This is a genomic window from Microbacterium azadirachtae, from assembly GCF_025583665.1.
GTDB lineage: Bacteria > Actinomycetota > Actinomycetes > Actinomycetales > Microbacteriaceae > Microbacterium > Microbacterium azadirachtae.
The window spans coordinates 1528587-1554226 of record NZ_CP099706.1; the positions used below are offsets into that span (position 1 = coordinate 1528587).

Genomic DNA, 25640 nt, shown 5'->3' on the forward strand with positions numbered 1-25640 from the left:
GCGGATCCGCGCGGGATCTCCTCGTCCGGGGGCGATCCGCCTGATCGCGGTCGCCCCGGGAGGACGTAGACTGGGCGCACGAGCATCGATCCGGCCATCACCGGGGAGCTCTCGGAAGAACGCTTCGACACGCTCAGCGCAGGCGCAGCCGGCTGAGCGAGGGAGTCAGTAGAACCGAGCGGGGCAGGCCCGTCACAGCCGCAGTGAGAGTGGTTCTCGGCGCAGGCCGAGAGCAACGCAGGGTGGTACCGCGGTCCTCGGCTCGACGCAGCACGGGATCGTCCCCGCGAGCAGCATCCGCCACCGACACTGCGAGACACGATGACCTACCCGCGCACCTCTCCCACCGGATCCTCCTTCGGCCCGGCCGCCGTGACCCCGAGCCCGCGCTTCCCCGAGATCGAGCGCGAGGTGCTCGCGTTCTGGGAGGCCGACGACACGTTCCGCGCGTCGATCGCGCAGCGCGAGGGCGCAGAGGAATGGGTCTTCTACGACGGCCCGCCGTTCGCCAACGGCCTGCCCCACTACGGTCACCTGCTCACCGGCTACGCGAAGGATCTGTTCCCGCGCTTCCAGACCATGCGGGGCAAGAAGGTCGATCGCGTGTTCGGGTGGGACACGCACGGCCTGCCGGCCGAGCTCGAGGCGATGAAGCAGCTCGGGATCACCGAGAAGGACGAGATCGAGCAGATGGGCATCGACGTCTTCAACGCGAAGGCGCGCGACTCGGTGCTCGCGTACACGCACGAGTGGCAGGACTACGTCACCCGGCAGGCGCGCTGGGTCGACTTCGAGCGCGGGTACAAGACGCTCGACCTGAGCTACATGGAGAGCGTGCTCTGGGCGTTCAAGACGCTCTACGAGAAGGGCCTCGCCTACGAGGGGTACCGCGTGCTGCCGTACTGCTGGCGCGACGAGACCCCGCTCTCGGCGCACGAGCTGCGCATGGACGACGACGTCTACAAGGAGCGCCAGGATCCGTCCGTCACCGTGAGCTTCCCGCTCACCGGGGAGAAGGCGGCCTCCCTGTGCCTCGGAGGCGTGCGCGCCCTGGCCTGGACCACCACGCCGTGGACCCTGCCGACCAACCTCGCGCTCGCCGTGGGGCCGGAGATCGCGTACGCCGTCGTCCCGGCCGGGCCGAACGGAGCGGCCGAGGGTGCGCAGGGCGACCGCTTCCTGCTGGCCCGCGACCTCCTGGGCGGCTACGCCAAGGACCTCGGCTACGAGAGCGCGGAGGACGCGCTCGCCGCGGTGCAGCAGACGGTGACCGGAGCGGAGCTCGGCGGCGTGACCTACGAGCGCCTCTTCGACTACTACGCCGACACCGCGACCTGGGGCACGGAGAACGCCTGGCAGATCCTCGTCGACGACTACGTCACCACGAGCGACGGAACCGGGATCGTGCACCAGGCGCCCGCGTACGGCGAGGACGACCAGCGCGTCGCCGGCGCCGCCGGGATCCCGACGATCCTCTCGCTCGATGAGGGAGGACGCTTCCTGCCGCAGGTGACCGATGTCGCGGGCGAGCTGTGGATGGACGCGAACACGCCGCTCGTGCGGCTGCTCCGTGCGTCCGGACGGCTGCTGCGGCTGCAGAGCTACCTGCACTCGTACCCGCACTGCTGGCGCTGCCGGAACCCCCTCATCTACAAGGCCGTCTCGAGCTGGTTCGTCCGCGTCACCGACTTCAAGGACGAGATGCTCGCGAACAACGAGCAGATCACCTGGGTGCCGGAGAACGTCAAGCACGGCCAGTTCGGCAAGTGGCTCGAGGGCGCGCGCGACTGGTCGATCAGCCGTAACCGCTACTGGGGATCCCCGATCCCGATCTGGAAGAGCGACGACCCCGAGCACCCGCGCGTCGACGCCTACGGCTCGCTCGAAGAGCTCGAGCGCGACTTCGGGCGCCTTCCGCGCAATGCGGAGGGCGAGGTCGACCTGCACCGCCCGTACATCGACGAGCTGACCCGGCCGAACCCCGACGACCCCACGGGGCGGAGCACGATGCGCCGCATCGAGGACGTCTTCGACGTGTGGTTCGACTCGGGATCCATGCCGTTCGCGCAGGTGCACTACCCGTTCGAGAACCAGGAGTGGTTCGACTCGCACTCGCCGGCCGACTTCATCGTCGAGTACATCGGCCAGACGCGTGGGTGGTTCTACCTCATGCATGTGCTGTCGACGGCGCTGTTCGACCGCCCGGCGTTCACGGGTGTGAGCTGCCACGGCATCGTGCTGGGCTCCGACGGCTACAAGATGTCGAAGTCCCTGCGCAACTATCCCGACGTCTCCGAGGTGTTCGACCGGGACGGATCCGACGCCATGCGCTGGTTCCTGATGTCGAGCTCCGTGCTGCGCGGCGGCAACCTGTCCGTGACGGAGGAGGGGATCCGCGCCGGCGTGCGCGAGTTCATCCTGCCGCTGTGGAACTCCTGGTACTTCTTCGCCACCTACGCGAACGCGGCGGGCGGTCCCGACGGCTCCGGGTACGAGGCGCGCTGGCGCACCGACTCGACCGACGTGCTGGACCGGTACATCCTCGCCCGCACCGGCGATCTCGTGCGCGGCGTGCAGGAGGACCTCGAGGGCCTCGACTCGACCACGGCGGCCTCGCGCCTGCGCGACTTCGCCGAGGTGCTGACGAACTGGTACATCCGCCGTTCCCGGGATCGGTTCTGGGTGGGCGTCGACCCGTCCGACCCCACGACGACCGAGGCGTTCGACACGCTCTACACGGTGCTGGAGACGCTGACGCGCGTCGCGGCGCCACTCGTGCCGCTGGTCGGCGAGCGCGTCTGGCAGGGGCTCACCGGCGGGCGCAGCGTGCACCTGGCCGACTGGCCGGATGCCGAGCTGTTCCCGCATGCGGACGACGTGCGCGACGCGATGGACGCGGTGCGCGAGCTCTCCAGCGTCGGCAACGCGCTGCGCAAGAAGGAGAAGCTGCGGGTGCGGCTGCCACTGGCCCGTTTCACCGTGGTCACCCCGCAGGCCGCGGCGCTGGCGCCGTTCGAGGACATCCTCCGCGACGAGCTCAACGTCAAGGCGGTCGAGCTGGTCGCCCAGGGCGAGGGCACCGCCGCGGAGTACGGCATCAGCCACCGCCTCAGCGTCAACGCCCGCGCGGCGGGTCCGCGGCTCGGCAAGGACGTGCAGCGGGTGATCCGCGCCGCGAAGGACGGCTTCTGGACCGAGGAGGGCGGCGTGGTGACCGCCGACGGGATCGCGCTGGAGCCGCACGAGTACGAGCTCGCGCTGGAGACCACGGGGCGGCCCGAGGGCGAGGCGCTCGCCGTCGTGCCGACGGGCGGCTTCGTGCTGCTCGACACCGCGACGACGCCCGAGCTCGAGGCCGAGGGCCTCGCGCGCGACGTGATCCGCGCCGTGCAGGACACCCGCAAGAACGCCGACTTCGACGTGAGCGACCGGATCCGGCTGCAGCTGCGCTTCGACGACGCGGACGACGCCACGGCGGTCCGCAGCGCGTTCGACGCCGCCGGGGTCGCCGAGGAGACGCTCGCCGTCGAGGCGGTCGTCCTCGAGGCGGGGGCGGACTTCGCCGTGGCCGAGTTCGTGGCGGACATCGCCGCGGGCACCTACGCCAACCGCGGCGGGTTCTCCGTCGCCGTGAGCCGGATCGGAGACGCATCGTGAGCGATGATCGCGAACGCGCTGACGCCGTGTACGCCGCGCTGCTGGAGCGCGCGGGGGAGCGGTGGGTGCAGCCCCGCAAGGAGCGCACCGCGCGCCTGCTCGAGCTCCTCGACGACCCGCAGAAGACGTACCGCGTCGTGCATCTCACCGGCACGAACGGCAAGACGTCGACCGCGCGGATGATCGAGAGCCTGCTGCGCGCGCACGGCCTGCGCACCGGACTGTTCACGAGTCCGCACCTGGAGCGCTTCACGGAGCGGATCATGATCGACGGCGAGCCGATCGCCGACGCCGCCGTCGCCGACGCCTGGGAGGAGATCGAGCCCTTCGTGGGGATCGTCGACGCCGAGCTCGACGCGGCCGGGGATGCGCCCCTGACGTTCTTCGAGCTGCTGACGGTGCTCGCGTTCGTCGCCTGCGCCGACGCCCCGGTCGACGTGCTCGTGCTCGAGGTCGGCATGGGCGGATCCTGGGACTCGACGAACACCGCCGACGGCGACGTGGCGGTGTTCACGCCCATCGACCTGGATCACGCGGACCGGCTCGGCGACACGATCGAGAAGATCGCCGAGGTCAAGGCCGGCATCATCAAGGACGGCGCGGCCGTCGTCTCCTCGCGGCAGGCGCCGGAGGCCGAGGCCGTGCTGCGCCGTGCGGCGGCCGAGCGGGACGCCTCCATCGCGTTCGAAGGGCAGGACTTCGCGCTCGTCGAGCAGCGGCTCGCGGTCGGCGGGCAGCAGATCACCGTGCGCGGGCTCGCCGGCGAGTACCGCGAGGAGTACCTGCCGCTGTACGGCGAGCACCAGGGCTTCAACGCCGCGCTCGCGATCGCGGCGGTCGAATCGCTCATCGGCGGGGCGCAGCGCGCCATCGTCGGCGACGTGCTGGCCGAGGGCCTGCAGGGCGCGACCTCGCCGGGGCGCCTGCAGCTGCTCGGCGTCGCGCCGACCGTGATCGTCGATGCCGCGCACAACCCGCACGGCGCCAGGGCGCTCGCCGCGGCTCTGAAGGACAGCTTCGACTTCGACGAGTGGGGGCTCGTGCTCGGCGTGCTCGGCGACAAGGACGCGGCGGGCATCGTGCAGATCCTGCTGCCGGCCGTCGAGCACGTGTTCGCGACAGCGCCCGATTCGGATCGCGCCAGCGATCCGGACGCACTGGCCGATCTCGTCGAGCGCGCGGGAGGGCGGGCGACCGTGCACCCGGCGCTCGCCGAGGCGGCCGACGCGGCCCGCGAGTGGGCGGCGTCGGCGGATCGCCGCGCCGTCATCATCGCCGGATCCGTCGTGCTCGCCGGTGAGGCGATCGCCCTCGCCGAGGACGAGGACTGGAAGAGCGGATGGCGGGCGTGACGGGCGCGCCGCAGGGTCGTCGGCCGGCGGGCCGGCGCGCCCGTGCGCCCCGCGGGCTCGCCCAGAAGCTCGGATCGATCGTGCTCGTGTTCGAGGCCGTCGTCGTGGGACTGGCCGGCCTGACCGTCTTCGGGCTCAAGGCCCTGGGGCCCGACATCGAGCCCTGGTGGGGCATCGTGGGCGGCGCGGTCGTCGCGCTGGCGATGATCGTCGCCGCCGGCCTGATGGGCAGCCGGGCCGGAATCGTGATGGGATGGATCCTGCAGGTCATCGTCCTGCTGTCCGCCTTCCTGGTGCCCGCGATCGGTCTGGTCGCGATCGTCTTCGGCGGCATGTGGACCTACGCGATGATCGTCGGCGGCCGCGCCGACCGCGCCGCGGCCGCACATCCCTCAGCCCCCGCTCATCCGACAGAGAGTGACTGACATGCCCACCGAAGAGACCCTCGTCCTGGTCAAGCCCGACGGCGTCGCTCGCGGCCTCACCGGCGCGATCCTCGCCCGCATCGAGTCCAAGGGCTATGCGCTCGTCGACATCCGCCTGGTGGAGCCGGACCGCGACCTCCTCGCCGCGCACTACGCCGAGCACGAGGGCAAGCCCTTCTACGAGCCGCTGCTCGAGTTCATGCTCTCGGGTCCCTCCGTCGCGATCCGTCTCGCCGGCAACCGCGTCATCGAGGGATTCCGCTCGCTGGCCGGCACGACCGACCCCACCACCGCAGCGCCCGGCACGATCCGCGGCGACTTCGGCCGGGACTGGGGCCTCAAGGTCCAGCAGAACCTCGTGCACGGCTCCGACTCGCCCGAGTCCGCCGCGCGCGAGCTCGGCATCTGGTTCGGCTGAGTCGCCGACACGCAGAACGCCCTGCCGCTCCTTCGCTCTTGAAGGGCCGGCAGGGCGTTCTGCGTCGGTGCGGGTCAGCCGCGCACGAGGCGGACGACCTCGCCGACGAGGTCGACCCCTGCGGACTGCGCGAGCACCACGACGACGGCGAAGGCGAGGATCGAGGCCAGCGGCACCCAGACTCCGAGCTTGCGGGCCGTCTCCTGCGCGCTGCGGCTGATCGGGAATGTGCCGTTCGCGAACAGCTGCTGGATCGTGGCGAGGAAGGTGGGGATCACGACGATGTACGTGAGTCCGCACCAGGGGCACAGGGTGTGCAGTGCGAAGAAGCTCTGCCCGATCAGCCAGGCGATGAACACGAAGGCGCCCGTGATGCCGAGACCGAACAGAGCCCAGAACCAGCGCGGGAAGCGGGCACCCGCGAGGATCGCGACGCCGACCACGAGCGGTGCCATCCACCCGGTGAGTCCGATGAGCGGGTTCGGGAAGCCGAACACCGATCCCTGCCACGACTCCAGGTTCGCCCCGCACTGCACGAAGGCGCTGATGTCGCAGCCCAGGGCCGCCTTGGGGTGGGCCAGGACCTCGAGCTTGTCGAGGGTGAGCTGGAACGCCGCCCACCACCCGACCACGCTCGCCACGATGAGCCAGATGGCGTAGCCGACGGGGCGGTGGCCCGAGAGGTTGCGCTGTGCAGACATGTCGCGATTATGGCAGTCGCCCCTCTGTGCGGGATGCACGGGCGCGCATCCGTTCGCGTCGAGGCAGGCATCCCGCGCAGATGGTGCGATAATGGACGGGTCGCACCGCCAGGACGGCGGACGACGGATACAGACTTCGGGGGCTCCGGCCTCCAGCGATCAGAGCACACGCCGATCGCAGACCGATTGAGTTCGCGGGGCCGAGCGCACCGCACGAGAGAATTCACGACGGCAGGGCCGTCGTGCAGGGAGTACGCCAGAGATGGCCGACGAGAACAATGACAACACCCCTACCCTCGACCTCGACGCGCTGCTGCCGGTAGCGCTCGACTCCGCAGAGCGGACGACGGGGGAGGACGCCGTCGAGGCTGTGCAGTCCGCAACCGACGAGGTCGCACCGGCGCAGCCTGAGGCTGCGGAGGCCCCGGCCGAGTCCGAGGTCGCCGAGACCCCGGCCGAGCCTGAGGTGGCGGCTGTCCCGGCCGAGCCCGAGGCCGCCGACGGCGCATCCTCCGAGGCGAGCACCGAGCCCGCCGCGGACGCTGCGGCCGAGGCCGCGCCGCAGGCGCCGACCGAGCCCGAGGCGGTCACCGCGGTGAGCCTGGGGCTGATCCCCGAGGTGTTCGTGTCGCGGGTGTCCACCCAGCTGCACTTCTACGCGCCCACGATCGTGCCGCTTCCGGCGCGCACGCGGGAGAGCCGGGAGAGCGACGACCGTCGCGCCCGTGGCCGCGGCGAGGGCGGCGAGCCGCGTCAGCGTCAGCGCGTGGTCGAGTACATCACCGAGCCCAAGGCGATCAAGGGATCCACCCGTCTCGAGGCCAAGAAGCAGCGCCGCCGCGACGGCCGGGACGCCGGTCGCCGCCGCCCGGTCGTCACCGAGGCGGAGTTCCTCGCTCGCCGCGAGGCTGTCGACCGCGAGATGATCGTGCGCTCCAAGAACGGTCGCACCCAGATCGCCGTGCTCGAGGACAACGTGCTCGTGGAGCACTACGTCGCCCGCAACCAGGACGCGTCGCTCATCGGCAACGTGTACCTCGGCCGGGTCCAGAACGTGCTCCCGAGCATGGAGGCGGCGTTCGTCGACATCGGCCGCGGCCGCAACGCGGTGCTGTACTCCGGAGAGGTCGACTGGGACGGCGTCGAGACCGGCAACCAGCCGCGACGCATCGAGCTCGCCCTCAAGGCCGGCGACCGCGTGCTCGTGCAGGTCACGAAGGATCCGGTCGGGCACAAGGGCGCCCGTCTGACGAGCCAGATCTCGCTGCCCGGCCGCTACCTGGTGTACGTGCCGAACGGCTCCATGAACGGCATCTCGCGCAAGCTCCCGGACACCGAGCGTGCGCGCCTGAAGCGCATCCTCAAGGAGGTGCTCCCCGAGTCCAGCGGCGTCATCGTGCGCACCGCGGCCGAGGGTGCGACCGAGGAGCAGCTCACCAACGACGTGCAGCGCCTCACCGCGCAGTGGAGCTACATCCAGAAGCAGGTCGAGACCCAGCAGGCTCCTGCACTGCTGCACGCGGAGCCGGATCTGCTCGTCAAGATCGTCCGTGACGTCTTCAACGAGGACTTCACCCGCATGCGCATCCAGGGCGCCGACGCCGGGCGGACCATCCGGTCGTACCTGGAGAGCGTCGCCCCCGATCTGCTCGACCGGGTCGAGGCCTACGAGGACGAGCGCGACCCGTTCGACGCGTACCGCGTGACGGAGCAGATCGAGAAGGCCCTGGATCGCAAGGTCTGGCTGCCCTCCGGCGGATCCCTCGTGATCGACCGCACCGAGGCGATGACGGTCGTCGACGTCAACACCGGCAAGTTCGTCGGATCGGGCGGAAACCTCGAGGAGACCGTCACCAAGAACAACCTCGAGGCGGCGGAGGAGATCGTCCGTCAGCTGCGCCTGCGCGACATCGGCGGCATCATCGTCGTCGACTTCATCGACATGGTGCTCGAGTCCAACCGCGACCTCGTGCTGCGACGCCTCGTCGAGTGCCTGAGCCGCGACCGCACCAAGCACCAGGTCGCCGAGGTCACCTCGCTCGGCCTCGTGCAGATGACGCGCAAGAAGCTCGGCCTCGGCCTGCTGGAGACCTTCAGCGAGCCGTGCGAGGTGTGCGCGGGGCGTGGCGTGATCGTGCACCACGACCCCGTCGTGAAGCACCGTGCGGCCGCCCCCCAGCAGAGCTCCAACCGTCGTCAGCGCGGCGGATCCTCCAACGGCGGATCCTCCAACGGCGGCAACCCGCCGTCCGCCCCGGCGGCGCCGGCGAACGGAGGCACGCACAGCATCCCGGAGGGCGCGAAGTCGGCGCTCGCCCAGATCGCCGCCTCGACCCGACCCGCCGGTGAGGCCCCCGCCCCGGCCGACGCGTCCGAGGACGTCGCCGCGGAGGCTCCCGTCGCCGAGCGGCCCAAGAAGCAGCGCAAGAAGCGCGGATCCGACCGCGCCAAGGCGCCGCGCACCGAGACCGAGCAGCTGCTCGACTCCGTGCTGGACGCGCTGCCCGAGCCCAAGGCGCCCGGCCAGGGCCGCAACCGACGCCGGGTGAGCACGGCGGGCCTCTCCGCGGGCACCGCCGTCGTGCACACGACCGAGGCTGCGCCGCCGCGCGAGCAGGGCTGACCGGCACCCAGACCGTCCGAGGAGGGCTCGACGCTACGGCGTAGGGCCCTCCTCGTCGTCGGGGGAGCCGACGGCCGCGTGGGCGCGCAGGTAGCGCTCGACGCGCCGATCCGGCACGAGCCAGATCACGGCCACGGCGACGAACGGGATCAGGCCCAGCCACGGGGCGACGAAGACCAGCCCGATGCCGGCGAGATAGAGGACGAGAGAGGCGATGCCCTTCACGTCGCGCCCGAAGGCCTCGCGGACCCTGTCGCGATCGGGTCCGCGTGCGATCGTGCGCTGCAGGATCGTGTAGGCGATGGCCGCGCCCAGGAGATTGAGCCCGTACACGATCGTCGGCACCTCGGCGACGTCGGTCTCGGTGAGCCACGCCGTCGTGAACGGGTACAGCGACAGCCACAGCAGCAGGTGCAGATTGGCCCACAGCGCCACGCCGTCGACGGCAGGGCGCAGCTGGAACAGATGGTGGTGGTTGCTCCAGTAGATGCCGACGTACACGAAGCTCAGCAGGTAGGTGAGCAGACCCAGGCCCGAGGTCTGCACGAGGTCGGTCCAGGAGGAGCCCTTCGGCACGGCGAGGCCGAGCACCATGACCGTGATGATGATCGCGAGGACGCCGTCGCTGAACGCCTCGAGGCGCCCTGAGGTCATCGTGCGATCCTCGTGCCGTGGTCATGGCCGCCGACGCGGTCGCGCGCGGGCACGCGCAGCCCCGAGGCGATGAGGCGACGCGTGAGCTCCTTGCCGCCGACGTGCTCCGCGCCGCCGGCGACGAGCCGGGGAAGGGCATCGTCCGGCACGTCGTAGTGGTCCAGGTCGAACGCCCGCGCGGGGATGCCGTGCGCGGCGGCGAACGCGTGCAGCTCCTCGACGTCCGAGTCGCTGACCAGATGCGCCCAGAGCCGGCCGTGCGCGGGCCAGATCGGATCGTCCACGAGTATCGCCATGCGGCGATCCTAGGGCGCGGTGCCGAGGGCGGGTCCGTTTCCGCCGGCAGCGGAGGGAGAAGGCGGACACGGTCGCGCTCGCTTTGCGAGGTCGCCGGGCTTCCGGTAAAGTAGCTCCTTGGTGCACCGCGCCGGACGCCCCACTCGGCCGCCGCGGGATCATGCAACTCGCGCCCGCCACTGCGGATCCCTCTGCTGTGGCGCGATGCAAGCACAGTCTTCCCGTGAGATTACGGAGCAGTCCCGCTCCCCAACGAAACAGGTATGAAGTGGTTTACGCAGTAGTGCGCGCCGGTGGACGCCAGGAGAAGGTCGAGGTCGGCACGATCGTTCAGCTCGACCGTCTGAAGGCGGCCCAGGGCGACAAGGTCGAGCTCGCCGCGGTTCTCCTCGTCGACGGTGACAAGGTCACCACCGACGCCGACAAGCTCGCGAAGGTCAAGGTCACGGCCGAGGTCGTCAGCCACCTCCGCGGCCCCAAGATCGTCATCCAGAAGTTCAAGAACAAGACCGGCTACAAGAAGCGCCAGGGCCACCGTCAGGACCTCACGCGCGTCAAGATCACCGGCATCAAGTAAGCACGAAGAGGAGCTGAGAAATGGCACACAAAAAGGGTGCGAGCTCGACCCGCAACGGTCGTGACTCCAACGCACAGCGACTCGGCGTGAAGCGCTTCGGCGGCCAGACCGTCAACGCCGGCGAGATCATCGTCCGCCAGCGCGGCACGCACTTCCACCCCGGCGTCAACGTCGGCCGTGGCGGCGACGACACGCTGTTCGCCCTCGCCGCCGGCGCGGTCGAGTTCGGCGCGAAGGGCGGCCGCAAGGTCGTCAACATCGTCGCAGCCGCCGAGTAAGGCTTCGGCGGGCCCGGCCGGCGGCCGGGCAGGCTTCGGCAACGGGGCGGGCTTCGGCTCGCCCCGTTTCCATATCCCGGCACGAAACCCGTAGTCCCCACCCCGCAATTCCAGGAGGATCCCCGCATGGTCACGTTCGTCGACAGGGTGACGCTGCACCTGCGCGCGGGCAAGGGCGGCAACGGCTGCGTCTCCGTGCACCGGGAGAAGTTCAAGCCCCTCGGCGGGCCGGACGGCGGCAACGGCGGCGACGGCGGAGACATCGTGCTCGTCGCCGACCCGCAGACCGGCACGCTGCTCTCGTACCACCACTCGCCGCACCGCACGTCGCAGAACGGCGGCTTCGGCATGGGCGACCACCGCTCCGGCTACGACGGGGAGGACCTCGAGCTGCCGGTGCCGGTGGGCACGGTCGTCAAGTCGCCCGAGGGCGAGGTCCTCGTCGACATGGTCACCCCCGGCGAACGATTCGTCGTGGCGGCGGGCGGTCAGGGCGGCCTGGGCAACGCCGCCCTGGCCACGCCGAAGCGCAAGGCCCCCGGCTTCGCGTTGCTGGGTACCCCCGGGTTCGAGGGCGATGTCGTGCTCGAGCTCAAGACGGTGGCCGATGTCGCGCTCGTCGGCTATCCGTCCGCCGGCAAGTCGAGCCTGATCGCCGCGATCTCCGCGGCGCGCCCCAAGATCGCCGACTACCCGTTCACGACGCTCCACCCGAACCTGGGCGTCGTGCAGGCCGGCGACTCGCGCTACACCGTGGCCGACGTGCCCGGCCTCATCGAGGGCGCCAGCGAGGGCCGCGGTCTGGGCCTGCAGTTCCTGCGGCACGTGGAGCGGTGCTCCGCGCTGCTGCACGTGCTCGACTGCGCCACGCTCGAGCCGGGCCGCGACCCGATCAGCGACCTCGAGGTCATCCTCGCGGAGCTCGCGGCCTACGAGGTCCCCGAGGGTCAGGTTCCGCTGCTCGAGCGCCCGCAGGTGATCGCGCTCAACAAGATCGACGTGCCCGAGGCGCGGGAGCTCGCCGACTTCGTGCGCCCGGAGCTCGAGGAGCGCGGCTTCCGCGTGTTCGAGATCTCGACCGTCTCGCACGAGGGGCTCCGCCCGCTCACCTTCGCCCTCGGCGAGCTCGTCGACGCGCATCGCGCGGAGCTGGCCGCCGCCGCGGAGGCGCCGAAGGAGCGCGTCGTCATCCGCCCGAGGGGTGCGAAGCGCGAGTTCGAGATCCGCGTCGAAGGCGGCAGCTACGGCAACATCTACCGGATCCTCGGCGACAAGCCGGTCCGGTGGGTGCAGCAGACCGACTTCCAGAACGAGGAGGCGGTGGGCTACCTCGCCGACCGCCTCGAGAAGCTCGGGGTGGAGGACGAGCTCTTCCGCCTGGGAGCGGTGCGCGGATCCACGGTGGTCATCGGCCCGGGCGAGAGCATCGTCTTCGACTGGGAGCCGCAGCTGAGCTCTGCGGCCGAGCTCATTACGTCCCCGCGCGGTCTCGACTCGCGCTTCGACCCGAACACCCGACGCACCACGAGCGAGCGCCGCGAGCGATACCACGAGCGCATGGACGCGAAGGCGGCCGCGCGCGCCGAGCTCGAGGAGCAGCGCCTCGCCAGTCGTGCGGCGGAGGGCGAGGACGTGGAGGACGCCGGCGAGGACACGCTGTGACGGCGCTCACCCGGGCGGATCTGCCCGGGGCGGCGCGCCTCGTCGTCAAGGTCGGCTCCTCGTCGATCAGCGGCGAGTCCGCGTGGCGCATCCCCGTCCTGGTGGAGGCGCTGGCCGCGGCGCACGCCCGCGGCACCGAGATCGTGCTGGTCTCCTCGGGCGCCATCGCCACGGGGATCCCCTTCCTGCAGCTCGACGCCCGTCCGACCGACCTCGCCACGCAGCAGGCGGCGGCCGCCGTCGGTCAGAACCTGCTGATCTACCGCTACCAGGAGGCGCTGCGCCCGCACGGCATCGTGGCGGGCCAGGTGCTTCTGACGACCGGGGATCTGGAGCATCCCACCTCGCGCAGCAACGCGCGGCGGGCCATGGAGCGGATGCTCGGCCTGCGGGTGCTGCCGATCGTCAACGAGAACGACACCGTTGCCACTCAGGAGATCCGCTTCGGCGACAACGACCGGCTCGGCGCGCTCGTCGCTCAGCTGACCGGGGCCGACGCTCTGGTGCTCCTCAGCGATGTGGAGTCGCTGTACACGCGGCCGCCGTCCGATCCGGCCGCAGAGCCCCTCGACGTGGTCGCCGCGGGAGCCGACCTGTCCGGCCTGGAGTTCGGGGCGTCCGTCGTCAACGGCGTGGGCACCGGAGGAGCGGCGACCAAGGTCTCGGCCGCGCGGCTCGCGGCGGCGAGCGGGATCGGCGTGCTCGTCACGAGCGCGGATCTCGTGGGGGAGGCCCTGTCCGGCGCATCGATCGGCACCTGGTTCGAACCCGCTGTCTGACGCGCACGGGGCGGATCCGTCATCCCGCGCCCCGGCGGTGCGCTGCGTGGGTACACTGACCGCATGTCCACCGTGATCGCCGATTTCGCCGTGCCCGCCGAAGCCTCTGCCGGAACGGATTCCCCGGAGGCGCGCATGCGCGCCGCGAAGGAGGCGGCCCGCGAGACCGCGCGTCTGACGAGCGATCGCAAGACCGCCGCCCTGGAGGCCATCGCCTCGGCGCTCGTCGCAGCATCGGCCGACATCATCGCGGCGAACGCCCGGGACCTGTCCCGCGGGGCGGAGGAGGGCATCGGCGACGCACTGCTGGATCGGCTGCGCCTCGACGAGAAGCGCGTCCAGGCGCTGGCCGCCGCCGTGCGCGAGGTGGCCTCACTGCCCGACCCGGTGGGTCGCGTGGTCGGCGGTCACCGCATGCCCAACGGCGTCGCCCTGGAGCAGGTGCGCGTCCCGTTCGGCGTCGTCGGGGCGATCTACGAGGCCCGGCCCAACGTCACCGTCGACATCGCCGCCCTCGCCCTCCGCTCGGGCAACGCCGCGGTGCTGCGCGGAGGCAGCGCCGCGCGCGAGAGCAACACCGTGCTGGTGCAGGTCATGCGCGACGCCCTCGCCTCAGTCGGGATCACCCCCGAGGCGATCCAGACCGTCGACGACTTCGGGCGCGTCGGGGCCACCGCGATGATGCACGGGCGGGGGCTCATCGACGTCCTCGTCCCGCGGGGCAGTGCGGGACTGATCGAGACCGTCGTCACCGAGTCGACCGTTCCCGTGATCGAGACGGGCGCGGGCGTCGTGCACATCGTCCTCGACGACACTGCACCCCTGGACTGGGCACGCGACATCGTCGTGAACGCCAAGGTGCAGCGTCCGAGCGTCTGCAACGCGGTCGAGACCGTGCTGGTGCTGCGCAGCGCGGCCGATCGCCTGGTCCCCGCGGTGGCCTCGGCGCTGATCGCGCAGGGCGTCACGATCCACGGCGACGACGACATCCGGCGCCTGGTTCCCGACGCCGTCCCGGCCGGCGACGAGGACTGGGCTCTCGAGCATCTGAGCCTGGACCTGTCGATGCGCGTGGTGGACGATCTGGACGGCGCGCTCGCGCACATCCGGCAGTACAGCACCGGCCACACGGAGTCGATCATCAGCACCGACGCCCTCTCCATCGAGCGGTTCCTCGCCGAGGTCGACTCGGCCGTGGTGATGGCGAACGCGTCGACGCGCTTCACCGATGGCGGCGAGTTCGGCTTCGGCGCCGAGGTGGGCATCTCGACCCAGAAGCTGCACGCGAGGGGTCCGATGGGGCTCGCCGAGCTGACCAGCACCAAGTGGCTCGCGCGTGGGGCGGGGCAGACGCGCGCCTGAGGACTAGACTGAGGAGCTGAGATCCACCCTGATCACTCTGGAGAATCGATGAACCTCGTCGCACAGCTCGTGCAGACCGCCGCAGAGAACACCGAGCAGAACGGCAACGTGACGCTGGAGACGCTCCCGTTCTTCTTCATCGCGGCAGGCGTGTTCACGCTGCTCGGCCTGGTCGCGCTCTCCTACCGCAACGTCGCCAACCGCCACGCCGCGAAGGCGGAGGCGTGGGCGGCGGAGCACGGTCACGAAGGACACGGGGCCGGCCACGGTCACTGAGCTGAGCCGATGACGACCACTCCGGCGCCGCGGATCGGCGTGATGGGCGGGACGTTCGACCCCATCCATCACGGTCACCTCGTGGCTGCGAGCGAGGTCGCGCACTCGTTCGGCCTCGACGAGGTGATCTTCGTGCCGACGGGCCAGCCGTGGCAGAAGAGCGGCGTGTCGGACAGCGAGCACCGCTACCTGATGACGGTGATCGCGACGGCGTCGAACCCCTCATTCACGGTCAGCCGCGTGGACATCGACCGCGACGGTCCGACGTACACGATCGACACGCTCCGCGATCTGAAGGCGCAGCGCCCCGACGCCGAGTTCTTCTTCATCACCGGCGCGGACGCCGTGGCGCAGATTCTCAGCTGGAGGGATCATGATGAACTGTGGGATCTGGCCCACTTCGTCGCGGTATCCCGACCGGGGCACGTGCTGAGCACGGACGGTCTTCCCAGCGACGACGTCAGCCAGCTGGAGGTCCCCGCCCTCGCGATCTCGTCGACCGACTGTCGATCCCGTGTCCGTGAGGGAGACCCGGTCTGGTACCTGGTACCGGATGGGGTGGTCCAGTACATCGCGAAGCATCATCTTTATCGGAGCACGTCATGAGCACATCGGATCAGCACGGGCATGTTGCTGATCGGTCAGCGGGCAACGGCCAGCTGACCCGGAAGCAGCTGCGGGAGGCCCGCCTCACCGGATCGACCCCGATCGTCACGGAGGAGGAGGCGGAGGCGGCTCGTCTGCTGAGCGCGGCGAACGCTCAGCCGGTGGCGAAGACCGAAGCCGTCGACGCCGCGCCCGAGGTCGACGCGGTGGAGCCTGAGGCTGAGCCCGAAGCCGTCGAGGACGTCGAGGAGCCGCTCACCCGTCGCCAGATCCGGGAGCAGGAGCGCATCCGCACCGGGTCGCTGCCGGTGACCGATGGCTCGACGCCGTTCGAGCTCCCCGAGCCGGAGGCGCTCCCGGAGCCCGTGGCGCCTCTTGTCCCGGCGGTCGTCCCGGAGCGCCCCGCGCCGCCGGTTCCGTCTGCGACGCCCGCATCGGCCGCCGAGAGCGCACCGCAGGCTGCGCCTGCGCAGGAGGGGATGATCACCGACGTCCCGCGTCCGGCGTACCCGAGTCGTCGTCGTTCGTACGCGCCTGCCGCCCCGCTGACGCCCGAGCCCGCGCGCTCGCTCGATGAGCAGGACGGCGTGGACGATGCCGAGCAGGGTGTCGCCCCCGTGTCCGCCTCGGCAGTGATGCGGGCCGAGGAGGAGACCGGGCGCACCTGGCACGCCACCACCGCTCCGGAGGACTCCGGCGTCGACGCGCCGGCCGCCCAGCCCGAGACGCCTGCCGCCGCCGCGCCCGAGACCGCGCAGCCGGCCGCATGGTCGGCTCTCGTCGCGGAGTCCGAGTCCGTCCGGGCGACCCCGTCGGGCGCCGACGACGACCGCGCCCCGTCCGCGGGATCCGGATCCTCGCTCAACCCCGCCTTCGGCCAGCGGGTGCTGACGGAGGAGCCGAAGGCGCCGGCGATCGAGTCGTTCGACACGCTGATCGGCGATTCCACCGGATCGCACCACGCGGCGCCCAACGCGCTGATCTTCCAGCAGGCGCCCACCGCGCCTTCGCTGTCCGGCCCCGTCGCGTCGACCGGCGAGATCCTCGTGACCGGCAGCTACGAGCTGCCCGCGGGACTGGGCTCTCGCGGTCACGCCGACGGCGTGGCCGACGGCAAGGAGGTGGACGCGATCCTCGTCGACGGCGAGCTCGCCCCGGCGTCCTCGCCCACCCCGATCGCGGCGAGCGCCGCCATCGGCACCATCAAGCCTGCCGGCGAGGTCATCCGACCGCCGGAGCCCGAGAAGGGCAACAAGCTCATGCTCGCGCTGACCATCACCGCCGGCGCACTCGCGGTGGCCCTGGTCGGGGCTCTCATCGTCGCCATCACCACTGGAGCGTTCTCTTGATGCAGTCTCCCTCCGCAGCGGACATGCTGCAGATCGCCGCCGACGCGGCCCGATCCAAGGGTGGAGAGGATCTGCTCGCGCTGAACGTGTCGGAGCCTCTGCCGCTCGTCGACATCTTCCTGCTCGTCACCGGCAACAGCGAGCGCAACGTCGCCGCCATCGCGGACGAGGTCGAGGACAAGATGATCGAGGCGGGGTACAAGCGCGTGCGCCGCGAGGGTCGCAGCGAAGCGCGCTGGGTCCTGCTCGACTTCGGCGACCTGATCGTTCACGTCTTCCACGAGGAGGAGCGCACCTACTACGGCCTCGAGCGCCTCTGGAAGGACTGCCCCGTGGTGCCGATCGCCGAGCCCGCTCCGCTGAGCGCGTCCGTCGACCAGGACTGAGCACCGCGTCAGAGCAGGAAGAGCGTCGCGCACAGCAGGGCGATCGCCGCTCCGAGCAGCCCCGCGCGCAGCGGGATGATCGACTCCCAGCGTGCCTGCAGGGCGCGCGCGTCCGCGGGGATCTCTCCGGCGGCCGCGGCGGCGGTGAACCGTGTGTTGATGGGCTTCGCGACGCCGACGAACAGCACGAGCCACACGATCACCAGCGCGAGCGCGGCGGCGGCGAGCAGTCCGGTCCAGGCGATGCCCCCGAGGAAGGCGAGGAGTGCGGTCGCCGCGGTGGCGATGGTCCCTCCGATGCCGACGACCGGGAAGCGCCGGTCTCCGTAGTGGTGGCCGCGGCCGACGACCTGCACGAGGGTGCGGTCGTCGAGCTCGGCGTAGACGGCGCGCTGCACGACGGCGACGCTCATGTCGGTGCCGAAGATGACGGCGAGGCCGAGCACGGCGAGGACGGCGGTGATGCCGATGACGAGGGACATTGCTTCTCCGATCGAGAGGGATCCTGGTGTTAGCGATGCTAACTGTTAGCAATGCTAAGGTACGACCATGGCCCGATCAGCGCAAGACGCCGAGAGAATTCGCGAGCGCGATGCCCGCATCGTCCGCAGCGCCAGGGAGATCGCCGAGAGCGAGGGCTGGCCGGCGGTGACGGTGCGCCGCCTCGCGGACGCGGTGGGCGTCAGCCAACCGATCCTGTACCGGCACTTCCCGGGCGGACGCGACGACATCGTCGCCCGCGTGGTCGTCGACGGCTACGCGGAGCTGGCCGAGGCGATGGACGTCGCCGCAGACGGTGCGGACCGGCTCCGGGCCCTGGTCTCGGCGTACCTCGACTTCGCCCGCGCGCATCCGGCGGTGTACGAGGCCATGGCGTCCGCGCGCAGCAGCGTCGTCTTCGCGGCGGACGAGACGCCGGCGGTGCTCCGCCGCGGATTCCGGTTGCTGGAGGACGCGGTCGGCGGAGCGGACGCCCGCGAGCGCGCGGTGCGTGCGGAGCTGCTCTGGAGCACACTGCACGGAGTAAGCCAGCTCGACGCGCACGGCCGTCTCGACGCGGAGCTCGACGAGGCCCGGGGAGCCGCGATGGTCGCCTTGTTCGAACGCCGCGGCTGAGATCCGGCGCGCACCGGTGCCGGGCGAGCGCGTCCTTTGTCCTCGCTGACAAAGACGGTCGGGTGACCCCGCCGGACGGCGATCGACGGGTAGGGTCGAGCCGTGGGACGGATCACGACGCTGCGGCCGGTCACTCGGATCGCTCTCGGCGAGGGCGTACGACGCCGCGCCGACACTCTCTCGGTCGAGGAGCCGCTCGAGATCCGCATCGGGGGAGCACCGCTCGCCGTCACGATGCGCACGCCCGGGCACGACGTCGAGCTCGCGATCGGGTTCCTCGTCTCAGAAGGCGTGATCACCGACCGCTCTGACTTCCTCGCCGCGATCCACTGCGGAGGCCCCGGCACGGGCGGCGCGGAGAACACCTACAACGTGCTCGATGCGACGCTCGCGCCCGGAGTGCGCCTTCCGACCGCGGACGAGAGCCGGCGCTTCTACACGACGAGCTCGTGCGGCGTGTGCGGCAAGGCGAGCATCGACGCGGTGCGCACGATCTCGCACCACGATGTGATGCAGGACGACGTCACCGTCGACGCCGAGTGGATCTCCGAGCTGCCGGACCGGCTCCGGGCCGGACAGGCGGCCTTCGCCAAGACCGGGGGACTGCACGCGGCGGGACTGTTCGATGCCGCCACCGGCGCGCAGCTGGTGATCCGTGAGGACGTCGGCAGGCACAACGCGGTCGACAAGGTGATCGGCTGGGCGCTGCAGGAGGGACGGCTGCCGCTGCGCGGCACCGTGCTGCAGGTCTCCGGGCGTGCGAGCTTCGAGCTCGTGCAGAAGGCCGTGATGGCCGGGATCCCGATCCTCTCCGCGGTGTCGGCGCCGTCGTCGCTGGCGGCGGAGCTGGCTGAGGAGTCCGGGCTGACGCTGCTCGGCTTCGTCCGAGGGCGATCCATGAACGTGTACGCGCACGAGCATCGTGTGCGGATCGATGCGGTGACGCGGGGCGACGCCCCCGTTCAGGAAGGACGCGCACAGCGATGAGCGACGACGTGGACGCACGCGGAGGCACGGCCTTCGGCCTCATGCCCGAAGAGCCCCGCCAGGGCGGCTACGGGCCGCGCACGACGGCAGCCTGGTCCCGCAAGCCCTACCACCACCCGGCGGCCGGCTGGGGAGCGGCGATGTCGGTGGGGAAGGTGCTGCTGCGCGAACGCGAGCCGATCGCCGGGTCCGAGGCGATGCTCATCATGAACCACGGGCGCTCGGGCTTCGACTGCCCCGGCTGCGCGTGGCCCGACGATCTCGGCAACCTTCGGCTCGACATCTGCGAGAACGGCATCAAGCACGTCACCTGGGAGATGACGCACAAGCGCGTCGACCGGCAGTTCTTCGCGCAGCACACGGTCGCCGAGCTCGCGCAGTGGACGGACTTCGACCTCGAGGACCAGGGCCGGCTCACCGAGCCGATGAGCTACGACCCGGCCACCGACCGCTACGTCCCGATCTCGTGGGACGAGGCGTTCGCCCTGATCGGCGAGGAGCTGCAGGGGCTGGACAGCCCCGACGAGGCGAGCTTCTACACCTCCGGCCGTCTGAGCAACGAGGCGACCTTCCTGTACCAGCTGATGGTGCGCGAGTACGGCACCAACAACCTCCCGGACTGCTCCAACATGTGCCACGAGGCGTCCGGTCGCGCGCTGAAGGCCTCTCTGGCCACGGGCAAGGGAACCGCCGACCTGCGCGACTGGGAGGAGTGCGACGCGCTGTTCATCCTGGGCGTGAACGCGGCCTCGAACGCTCCGCGAATGCTGACCGCGCTGTCGGACGCGGTGCGCCGCGGAGCGCAGGTCGTGCACGTGAACCCGCTGGTCGAGGCCGGAGCGACCCGCACGATCGTGCCGCACGAGTTCGTCGACATGGCGCTGTTCAAGAGCACCGACACGAGCACCATGAACCTGCAGGTGCGCATCGGCGGCGATCTCGCCCTGATCCGCGGCATCGCCAAGGTCGTGTTCGAGGAGGCCAGGACGGATCCGACCGTGCTGGACACCTCTTTCCTGCGGGAGTACACGAACGGCGTCGAGCAGTACCGCGCGCTCGTCGAGGCGACGCCCTGGGGAGAGCTCGTGCGTCAATCCGGGCTGACCGAGGAGCAGATCCGTGCGGCGGCGGCGGTCTACCTCGGCTCGGAGCGCACCATCATCAGCTGGTGCCTCGGCGTCAGCCAGCACGAGCACGGGGTGGACACGGTGCGCGAGATCGTGAACCTGCTGCTCCTGCGGGGCAACATCGGGCGCCCCGGCACGGGCCCGTCGCCCGTGCGCGGACACAGCAATGTGCAGGGCAATCGCACGTGCGGGATCGACCACCGCCCGCCGGCGTGGACCGACCGGCTCGCCGAGGTCTGCCGCATCGATCCGCCGCGGCACGAGGGGCTGGACACGGTCAAGACGATCCGCGGCATGCACGACGGCACCGTCAAGGTGTTCGTCGGTATGGGCGGCAACTTCGTGCTCGCCGCCCCGGACACCCCGTACACGGCCGAGGGGCTCAGCAAGTGCCGCCTCACGGTGCAGGTCAGCACCAAGCTCAACCGCAGCCATCTCGTGCATGGGGAGAAGGCGGTGATCCTGCCGTGTCTCGGACGCACCGAGCGCGACCAGCAGGAAGCCGGCCCGCAGGGCGTGACGGTCGAGGACGCGATGAGCATGGTGCATCTCTCGATCGGACGCAAGCGCCCGGCGTCGGCCTACCTGCGCTCGGAGCCCGCGATCATCGCCGGGATCGCCAAGGCGACGCTTCCGGACACGCAGACGCCATGGGACGACTACATCGCCGACTACGACCGGATCCGCGACGTGATGGCTCAGGTGCTGCCCGGGTTCGAGGGCTTCAACCAGCGGATCCAGAGTCGGCACGGCTTCCGGATCCCGCAGCCCGCGCGGGAGCGGGTGTTCCAGACGGAGTCGGGTCTGGCCGAGTTCTCGCTCGCGCCGATGCCCGACGTGATCCCCGCCTCGGACGAGACCCTGGTGCTGCAGACGATGCGCTCGCACGACCAGTGGAACACCACCATCTACTCGAACAACGATCGCTACCGCGGCGTGAAGAACCTGCGCGAGCTGATCTTCCTGCACGCGGACGACATGCGCGCGCGAGGCATCGCCGAGGGGGATCTCGTCGACATCCGTTCGACGTCGAAGGACGGATCCACGAGGATCGTGCACGCCTTCCGCGCGGTGCCGTACGACCTTCCGCGAGGGAACGCCGCGGGGTACATGCCCGAGCTCAACGTGCTGATCGGGCATGCCGATTTCAGCGTGCAGAGCGACCAGCCGCTCATGAAGAGCATCCAGGTGACGGTGGCGCCCTCCGCAGCCTGAACCACCGCCGGGGGCGCCGACCGCTCTCAGAGATCCCGGTCGAAGAGGTCGTCCCAGGTCTCGCGGCGGATGACGGCGCGGGCCTGCCCGTCGTGCACGAACACCACCGGCGGGCGACGGTAGCCGTTGTAGTTGTTGGCCATCGTGTGCGTATAGGCGCCCGTCGCGGGGACCGCGAGGAGATCCCCGACGTGCACCTCGGGGAGCTGCAGCGGGTCGATGAGCACATCCCCGGATTCGCAGTGGCGCCCGACGACCACGACGTCCTCCGTGGCCTCCTCGTCGAGGCGGCCGGCGAGCGCGGCCTCGTAGCGCTGCGCGAACAGTGCCACTTCGAGGTTGTCGCCCATCCCGCCGTCGACCGCGACGAACGTGCGCGCGTCGCGCTTGACGGTGGCGACCGAGTAAAGCGTCATCGCCGAGTCGTTCACCATGCTGCGGCCCGGCTCGATGATGAGTTCGGCGTCCGCGGGCAGGTGCTCCCGGGCGGCGGCGAGGAGCGCCTCGACGTACTCGGCGACGGTGGCCGGATGCTCGTCGTAGGTGTAGCGCGCGCCGAGCCCGCCGCCGAGGTCGTACACCGGGAACGTGCCGAGCGCGGCGAGCGGGGCGACGGCGGCGGCCAGCTCGGACGGATCCATGATCTGCGATCCGACGTGGGCGTGCACTCCGCGCATCGAGAGCTTCGGGCTGGCCTCGATCCGAGCGATGAGCTCTTTCGCCGCCGGGATCGTCAGCCCGAACTTGGATCCGACCTGGCCGGTCTGCACGTGCGGGTGCGTCGAGGACTCGACCTCGGGGATGATGCGCACGAGCACGTCCTGCGTGCGGCCTGCGGGCACGAGCTGCTCGAGCCGGTCGACGTCGTCCGCGTTGTCGACCACGACCAGGCCGAGTCCGGCGTCGACCGCGATCTGCAGCTCCTCGGTCGACTTGGCGTTGCCGTGCAGGACGAGCAGAGCGGGATCCACGCCGGCGCGCAGGGCGCCGAGGATCTCGCCGCCGCCCGCGACGTCGAGTCCCAGCCCCTCCTCGACCATGACGCGCTGCACGGCGGTCGCGGGGAACGACTTCGAGGCGAACACCACGCGGGCCTTCGGCCAGCGCGAGGTCAGCTCGGTGCGGTACTCCCGCGCCCGCGCCCGCAGGGCGCCCTCGTCGACGACGATCGCGGGAGTGCCGAACTCGCGTGCCAGGTCGTCGACCCGGCACCCCCCGAAGCGGAGGGTGCCGTCGGCGTCGACGGTCGTCCCCTCGGGGAGGAGCTCGAGGATGGGGTGCGACATGGTCAGGTCCTTCGCGGTCGGGGTGGCCGGGACGACGGCCGGGTCAGGAGGGATCCAGGGCGCGGCGCGGGACGACCACGACGGGAACGGGGGAGTGCCGGACGACCTTGGTCGCGTTGGATCCGAGGAAGACCCGCGCGAGGGGCCCGAGACTGCTCGATCCCACGACGAGCACCTCGTCCGCGTCCCACTCGACGTCGTCCACCGCGGTCTCCCAGGTGTCCCCGATCCCGATCACGGTGCCGGCGAGCTCGGGGGCGCCCGGCAGGGCGGACACCTCCGAGAGGAGTTGCGTGGCGTGCGCCTGGATGTCGGCCGCCCACTGGTCGGCGATGATCCGCTCGGCGTCGAGCCCTGCCCCCGCCGCGCCCGACACGTTCGGCACGACCGCGAACGAGGCGATGCGCAGCGCGGCGCCCACCGAGCCGGCGACGGTCGCGGCGCCGAGCACGAGGTCCGCCGACGAGTCGGTGCCCCGGTAGGCGGCCGTGACGCGGCCCACCCGGGCCTCGCCCCTGGTGCGGAACCCGCGCGGCGCGATCGCGACCGGCACCGCCGAGGCGTGCAGGAGCGCGTCGCTCTCGGACCCCAGCGCGATGCGCCCGAGCGGCGCGGCAGAGGACGAGCCGATCACGATCATGCCCGCGTCGCGAGCCTCGGCCAGCTCGAGCAGCCCGCGCCGCGCGGAGGACGCCTCATGCAGGACGAACTCCGCAGGCACGGTGCCGCCGAGGACGGCGGCGGCGTGGTCGAGCACGGCGTTCGCGGCGTCGCGCGTGAACGCGTGCCACTCCGCGTCGTCGCGGGCGGTCGCCGCGCGCGGCCAGGTCTGCGGGACCACCGTCGTGACGATCAGGTCGGTTTCGGCGGACCGCGCCAGCATCGCCGCGAGGTGCAGAACCGACGCCGAGCGGCTCGCCGGGCTCAGACCGACGAGCAGGCTCATCGTTCGCCGTCCTTGCGGCGCGCGGCTGCGGCCTGGCGCACCTCGCCGGTGCTGGGCTGGGCGACGGCGGTGGTGTACGGCACGTCGGCCGCGGCGACGACCGGGTGCCCGACGGCCAGCGCCGAGTGCGTGCGGCCGTAGAACCAGTAGAAGACGAGGAACACGGCGGCCCACGCCAGGAACACCACGATCGTGATCCAGCGCAGCTGCGTGATGATCGCGATGCAGCCGATGATCGACAGGATCGGGATGGTCCAGCCGAGCGGCAGGCGGAAGCCGCGCTCCAGCTCGGGCTCGCGCACCCGCAGGATGATCACGCCGATCGAGACGACGAGGAACGCGACCAGCGTGCCGATGCTGGTCATCTCGGCGAGGAAGTTGATCGGGACGACGGCGGCGAGGACGCTCGTGGCGATCATCACGATGATCGTGTTGTTCACGGGCGACAGGGTGCGCGGGTCCACCTTCGCGAACACCGGCGGGATCATGCCGTCGCGCGACATCGCGAACAGGATGCGGGTCTGGCCGTAGAGGCAGACCAGCGTGACCGAGAAGATCGAGATGATCGCGCCGATCGCCACGACCGTGCCCGGCCAGGTGGATCCGATGATGTTCTGGAGGATCGCGGCGAGGCCCGCGTCCTGGTTCTCGAACTTCGCCGGGGCCTGCGCGCCGAGGGCCGCGAGGCAGGTGAGCACGTACAGCGTGATGATGATGCCGAGGGCGAAGATGATCGCGAGCGGCAGGTTGCGCTTCGGGTTCTTCGCCTCGTCACCGGCCGTCGAGACGGCGTCCAGACCGACGAACGAGAAGAAGATGATCCCGGCGCCGCCGACGATGCCCGCGAAGCCCGCAGGGGCGAAGTTCTGGAAGTGGTCGGCGTTCCAACCGGTGAAGGCGACGGCGCAGAAGAACAGCACCACCGAGATCTTGATGACCACCATGATGCTGTTCACCAGGGTCGACTCACGGGCGCCGCGCAGCAGGAGCAGGCCGCACAGCACGATCACGATGACGGCCGGCACGTTGATGATGCCGCCCTGCTCGGGGGCCTGCGAGAACTGCACCGGGATCTGCCAGCCGAACAGGTTCTGCAGGAGCTGGTTCACGTACTGCGACCAGCCGACCGCGACCGCCGCCGTGGAGACGCCGTACTCGAGGAGCAGGCACGCGCCGACCGCCATGGCCGTCCCCTCGCCGAGCGTCGCGTAGGCGTAGGAGTAGGTGGATCCGGACACCGGCACGGCGCCCGCCATCTCGGCGTAGCAGAGGGCCGTGAGGCCTGCCACGACGCCGCCGATCACGAACGACCAGATCACCGCGGGGCCGGCGACGGGCACGGCCTGCGACAGGATGAAGAAGATTCCGGTGCCGAGCGTGCCGCCGACGCCGATCATGGTCAGCGAGAACAGCCCGATGCTTCGTTTCAGGTGCACTTCGCCGGCGCCGACCGGCGTGGTCGGCTTCCGGCGCAGCAACTGCTGGGCGATGGTGGTCATTCCAGTCTCCTTTGATTGGATGTGTGATCCTGCGCGCGATGCGGGTTCGGCAGGATCGGGAG

General features: G+C 70.9%; 24 protein-coding genes. 17 read left to right on the top strand and 7 right to left on the bottom strand.

The window, feature by feature from the left end; translation table 11 throughout:
• The first annotated feature begins 321 nt into the window (after positions 1 to 321).
• From ileS to ndk, 4 genes are read left to right on the top strand one after another with little or no spacing between them, the layout of a single operon-like run.
• Entirely contained in the window at positions 322 to 3657 is a 3336-nt protein-coding gene (ileS, locus tag NFX31_RS07255; RefSeq protein WP_262957082.1) for an isoleucine--tRNA ligase, read from the top strand.
• On the top strand, positions 3654 to 5009 hold the full coding sequence (locus NFX31_RS07260) for a bifunctional folylpolyglutamate synthase/dihydrofolate synthase (RefSeq protein WP_262957083.1): 1356 nt from the start codon (positions 3654 to 3656) through the stop codon (positions 5007 to 5009). The genes ileS and NFX31_RS07260 overlap by 4 nt, the downstream gene beginning before the upstream one ends.
• Complete coding sequence (locus tag NFX31_RS07265; protein WP_374703405.1) at positions 5006 to 5434, top strand: DUF4233 domain-containing protein; 429 nt, start codon at positions 5006 to 5008, stop codon at positions 5432 to 5434. Before NFX31_RS07260 ends, NFX31_RS07265 begins: the two co-directional genes overlap by 4 nt.
• A gap of 1 nt (position 5435) precedes the next feature.
• Complete coding sequence (gene ndk / locus NFX31_RS07270; RefSeq protein WP_045252282.1) at positions 5436 to 5852, top strand: nucleoside-diphosphate kinase; 417 nt, start codon at positions 5436 to 5438, stop codon at positions 5850 to 5852.
• Between the two features lie 74 nt (positions 5853 to 5926).
• On the opposite strand, the gene NFX31_RS07275 is transcribed toward ndk, so the two are convergent.
• The gene (locus tag NFX31_RS07275; RefSeq protein ID WP_045252281.1) at positions 5927 to 6553 is read right to left on the bottom strand and encodes a vitamin K epoxide reductase family protein; all 627 of its coding nucleotides are present in this window, start codon (positions 6551 to 6553) and stop codon (positions 5927 to 5929) included.
• 262 nt (positions 6554 to 6815) lie between these two features.
• Here NFX31_RS07275 and NFX31_RS07280 point away from each other — a divergent pair, with 262 nt between their 5' ends.
• Positions 6816 to 9176, top strand: a complete 2361-nt coding sequence (locus NFX31_RS07280; protein WP_262957084.1) for an Rne/Rng family ribonuclease — start codon at positions 6816 to 6818, stop codon at positions 9174 to 9176.
• A gap of 33 nt (positions 9177 to 9209) precedes the next feature.
• Here NFX31_RS07280 and NFX31_RS07285 read toward each other — a convergent pair whose 3' ends face one another.
• On the bottom strand, positions 9210 to 9830 hold the full coding sequence (locus NFX31_RS07285; RefSeq protein WP_262957085.1) for a TMEM175 family protein: 621 nt from the start codon (positions 9828 to 9830) through the stop codon (positions 9210 to 9212).
• Positions 9827 to 10126: a DUF4031 domain-containing protein gene (locus NFX31_RS07290; RefSeq protein ID WP_091475897.1), complete on the bottom strand. Its 300-nt coding sequence runs from the start codon at positions 10124 to 10126 to the stop codon at positions 9827 to 9829. Before NFX31_RS07290 ends, NFX31_RS07285 begins: the two co-directional genes overlap by 4 nt.
• A 269-nt stretch (positions 10127 to 10395) precedes the next feature.
• Between NFX31_RS07290 and rplU the strand changes: the two genes are divergently transcribed.
• The 9 genes from rplU (at position 10396) to rsfS (ending at position 17402) form a co-directional block, all read left to right on the top strand.
• Positions 10396 to 10704 (top strand): 50S ribosomal protein L21, encoded by a 309-nt coding sequence (gene rplU, locus NFX31_RS07295; protein WP_045252277.1) that lies wholly within the window; start codon positions 10396 to 10398, stop codon positions 10702 to 10704.
• A gap of 20 nt (positions 10705 to 10724) precedes the next feature.
• Positions 10725 to 10982 (top strand): 50S ribosomal protein L27, encoded by a 258-nt coding sequence (rpmA, locus tag NFX31_RS07300; protein WP_045252276.1) that lies wholly within the window; start codon positions 10725 to 10727, stop codon positions 10980 to 10982.
• A 126-nt stretch (positions 10983 to 11108) separates the two neighbouring features.
• Positions 11109 to 12644, top strand: coding sequence for a GTPase ObgE (gene obgE, locus NFX31_RS07305; RefSeq protein WP_045252275.1), 1536 nt, complete (start codon positions 11109 to 11111; stop codon positions 12642 to 12644).
• Positions 12641 to 13423, top strand: a complete 783-nt coding sequence (gene proB / locus NFX31_RS07310; RefSeq protein ID WP_045252274.1) for a glutamate 5-kinase — start codon at positions 12641 to 12643, stop codon at positions 13421 to 13423. Before obgE ends, proB begins: the two co-directional genes overlap by 4 nt.
• A gap of 63 nt (positions 13424 to 13486) precedes the next feature.
• Positions 13487 to 14785: a glutamate-5-semialdehyde dehydrogenase gene (locus NFX31_RS07315; RefSeq protein ID WP_082072500.1), complete on the top strand. Its 1299-nt coding sequence runs from the start codon at positions 13487 to 13489 to the stop codon at positions 14783 to 14785.
• Between the two features lie 48 nt (positions 14786 to 14833).
• Positions 14834 to 15061, top strand: a complete 228-nt coding sequence (locus NFX31_RS07320) for a hypothetical protein (RefSeq protein ID WP_045252273.1) — start codon at positions 14834 to 14836, stop codon at positions 15059 to 15061.
• Between the two features lie 9 nt (positions 15062 to 15070).
• Entirely contained in the window at positions 15071 to 15667 is a 597-nt protein-coding gene (gene nadD, locus NFX31_RS07325) for a nicotinate-nucleotide adenylyltransferase (protein WP_045252272.1), read from the top strand.
• The gene (locus NFX31_RS07330; RefSeq protein WP_045252271.1) at positions 15664 to 17016 is read left to right on the top strand and encodes a hypothetical protein; all 1353 of its coding nucleotides are present in this window, start codon (positions 15664 to 15666) and stop codon (positions 17014 to 17016) included. Before nadD ends, NFX31_RS07330 begins: the two co-directional genes overlap by 4 nt.
• Positions 17016 to 17402, top strand: coding sequence for a ribosome silencing factor (gene rsfS / locus NFX31_RS07335; protein ID WP_045252270.1), 387 nt, complete (start codon positions 17016 to 17018; stop codon positions 17400 to 17402). The genes NFX31_RS07330 and rsfS overlap by 1 nt, the downstream gene beginning before the upstream one ends.
• Positions 17403 to 17410: 8 nt before the next feature.
• Here the strand turns inward: rsfS and NFX31_RS07340 are convergent, their stop codons facing one another.
• Positions 17411 to 17884, bottom strand: a complete 474-nt coding sequence (locus tag NFX31_RS07340; protein ID WP_045252269.1) for a DUF1772 domain-containing protein — start codon at positions 17882 to 17884, stop codon at positions 17411 to 17413.
• Positions 17885 to 17951: 67 nt separating this feature from the next.
• Between NFX31_RS07340 and NFX31_RS07345 the strand changes: the two genes are divergently transcribed.
• The 3 genes from NFX31_RS07345 (at position 17952) to NFX31_RS07355 (ending at position 21847) form a co-directional block, all read left to right on the top strand.
• Positions 17952 to 18518 (top strand): TetR/AcrR family transcriptional regulator, encoded by a 567-nt coding sequence (locus tag NFX31_RS07345; protein WP_045252268.1) that lies wholly within the window; start codon positions 17952 to 17954, stop codon positions 18516 to 18518.
• A 102-nt stretch (positions 18519 to 18620) separates the two neighbouring features.
• Positions 18621 to 19505 (top strand): formate dehydrogenase accessory sulfurtransferase FdhD, encoded by an 885-nt coding sequence (fdhD, locus tag NFX31_RS07350; protein ID WP_045252267.1) that lies wholly within the window; start codon positions 18621 to 18623, stop codon positions 19503 to 19505.
• Positions 19502 to 21847 carry an FdhF/YdeP family oxidoreductase gene (locus tag NFX31_RS07355; RefSeq protein ID WP_262957086.1) on the top strand — a complete coding sequence of 782 codons (2346 nt, stop codon included), beginning with the start codon at positions 19502 to 19504 and terminating at the stop codon, positions 21845 to 21847. Before fdhD ends, NFX31_RS07355 begins: the two co-directional genes overlap by 4 nt.
• A 26-nt stretch (positions 21848 to 21873) precedes the next feature.
• On the opposite strand, the gene lysA is transcribed toward NFX31_RS07355, so the two are convergent.
• Genes lysA through NFX31_RS07370 form a run of 3 tightly spaced genes read right to left on the bottom strand, consistent with a single transcriptional unit; the run spans position 21874 to position 25578 of the window.
• Positions 21874 to 23133 carry a diaminopimelate decarboxylase gene (gene lysA, locus NFX31_RS07360; RefSeq protein WP_262957087.1) on the bottom strand — a complete coding sequence of 420 codons (1260 nt, stop codon included), beginning with the start codon at positions 23131 to 23133 and terminating at the stop codon, positions 21874 to 21876.
• 43 nt (positions 23134 to 23176) lie between these two features.
• The gene (locus NFX31_RS07365) at positions 23177 to 24079 is read right to left on the bottom strand and encodes a universal stress protein (protein WP_262957088.1); all 903 of its coding nucleotides are present in this window, start codon (positions 24077 to 24079) and stop codon (positions 23177 to 23179) included.
• On the bottom strand, positions 24076 to 25578 hold the full coding sequence (locus NFX31_RS07370) for an amino acid permease (protein ID WP_091475913.1): 1503 nt from the start codon (positions 25576 to 25578) through the stop codon (positions 24076 to 24078). The genes NFX31_RS07365 and NFX31_RS07370 overlap by 4 nt, the downstream gene beginning before the upstream one ends.
• Positions 25579 to 25640 lie beyond the last annotated feature (62 nt).

Bases quoted from the DNA above. Each gene is read 5' to 3' on its own strand.
- ileS (WP_262957082.1), top strand. From the start codon at position 322: ATGACCTACCCGCGCACCTCTCCCACCGGATCCTCCTTCGGCCCGGCC.
- ndk (WP_045252282.1), top strand. From the start codon at position 5,436: ATGCCCACCGAAGAGACCCTCGTCCTGGTCAAGCCCGACGGCGTCGCT.
- NFX31_RS07275 (WP_045252281.1), bottom strand. From the start codon at position 6,553: ATGTCTGCACAGCGCAACCTCTCGGGCCACCGCCCCGTCGGCTACGCC.
- NFX31_RS07280 (WP_262957084.1), top strand. From the start codon at position 6,816: ATGGCCGACGAGAACAATGACAACACCCCTACCCTCGACCTCGACGCG.
- NFX31_RS07285 (WP_262957085.1), bottom strand. From the start codon at position 9,830: ATGACCTCAGGGCGCCTCGAGGCGTTCAGCGACGGCGTCCTCGCGATC.
- NFX31_RS07290 (WP_091475897.1), bottom strand. From the start codon at position 10,126: ATGGCGATACTCGTGGACGATCCGATCTGGCCCGCGCACGGCCGGCTC.
- rpmA (WP_045252276.1), top strand. From the start codon at position 10,725: ATGGCACACAAAAAGGGTGCGAGCTCGACCCGCAACGGTCGTGACTCC.
- obgE (WP_045252275.1), top strand. From the start codon at position 11,109: ATGGTCACGTTCGTCGACAGGGTGACGCTGCACCTGCGCGCGGGCAAG.
- NFX31_RS07315 (WP_082072500.1), top strand. From the start codon at position 13,487: ATGTCCACCGTGATCGCCGATTTCGCCGTGCCCGCCGAAGCCTCTGCC.
- NFX31_RS07320 (WP_045252273.1), top strand. From the start codon at position 14,834: ATGAACCTCGTCGCACAGCTCGTGCAGACCGCCGCAGAGAACACCGAG.
- nadD (WP_045252272.1), top strand. From the start codon at position 15,071: ATGACGACCACTCCGGCGCCGCGGATCGGCGTGATGGGCGGGACGTTC.
- NFX31_RS07330 (WP_045252271.1), top strand. From the start codon at position 15,664: ATGAGCACATCGGATCAGCACGGGCATGTTGCTGATCGGTCAGCGGGC.
- rsfS (WP_045252270.1), top strand. From the start codon at position 17,016: ATGCAGTCTCCCTCCGCAGCGGACATGCTGCAGATCGCCGCCGACGCG.
- NFX31_RS07340 (WP_045252269.1), bottom strand. From the start codon at position 17,884: ATGTCCCTCGTCATCGGCATCACCGCCGTCCTCGCCGTGCTCGGCCTC.
- NFX31_RS07345 (WP_045252268.1), top strand. From the start codon at position 17,952: ATGGCCCGATCAGCGCAAGACGCCGAGAGAATTCGCGAGCGCGATGCC.
- NFX31_RS07355 (WP_262957086.1), top strand. From the start codon at position 19,502: ATGAGCGACGACGTGGACGCACGCGGAGGCACGGCCTTCGGCCTCATG.
- lysA (WP_262957087.1), bottom strand. From the start codon at position 23,133: ATGTCGCACCCCATCCTCGAGCTCCTCCCCGAGGGGACGACCGTCGAC.
- NFX31_RS07365 (WP_262957088.1), bottom strand. From the start codon at position 24,079: ATGAGCCTGCTCGTCGGTCTGAGCCCGGCGAGCCGCTCGGCGTCGGTT.
- NFX31_RS07370 (WP_091475913.1), bottom strand. From the start codon at position 25,578: ATGACCACCATCGCCCAGCAGTTGCTGCGCCGGAAGCCGACCACGCCG.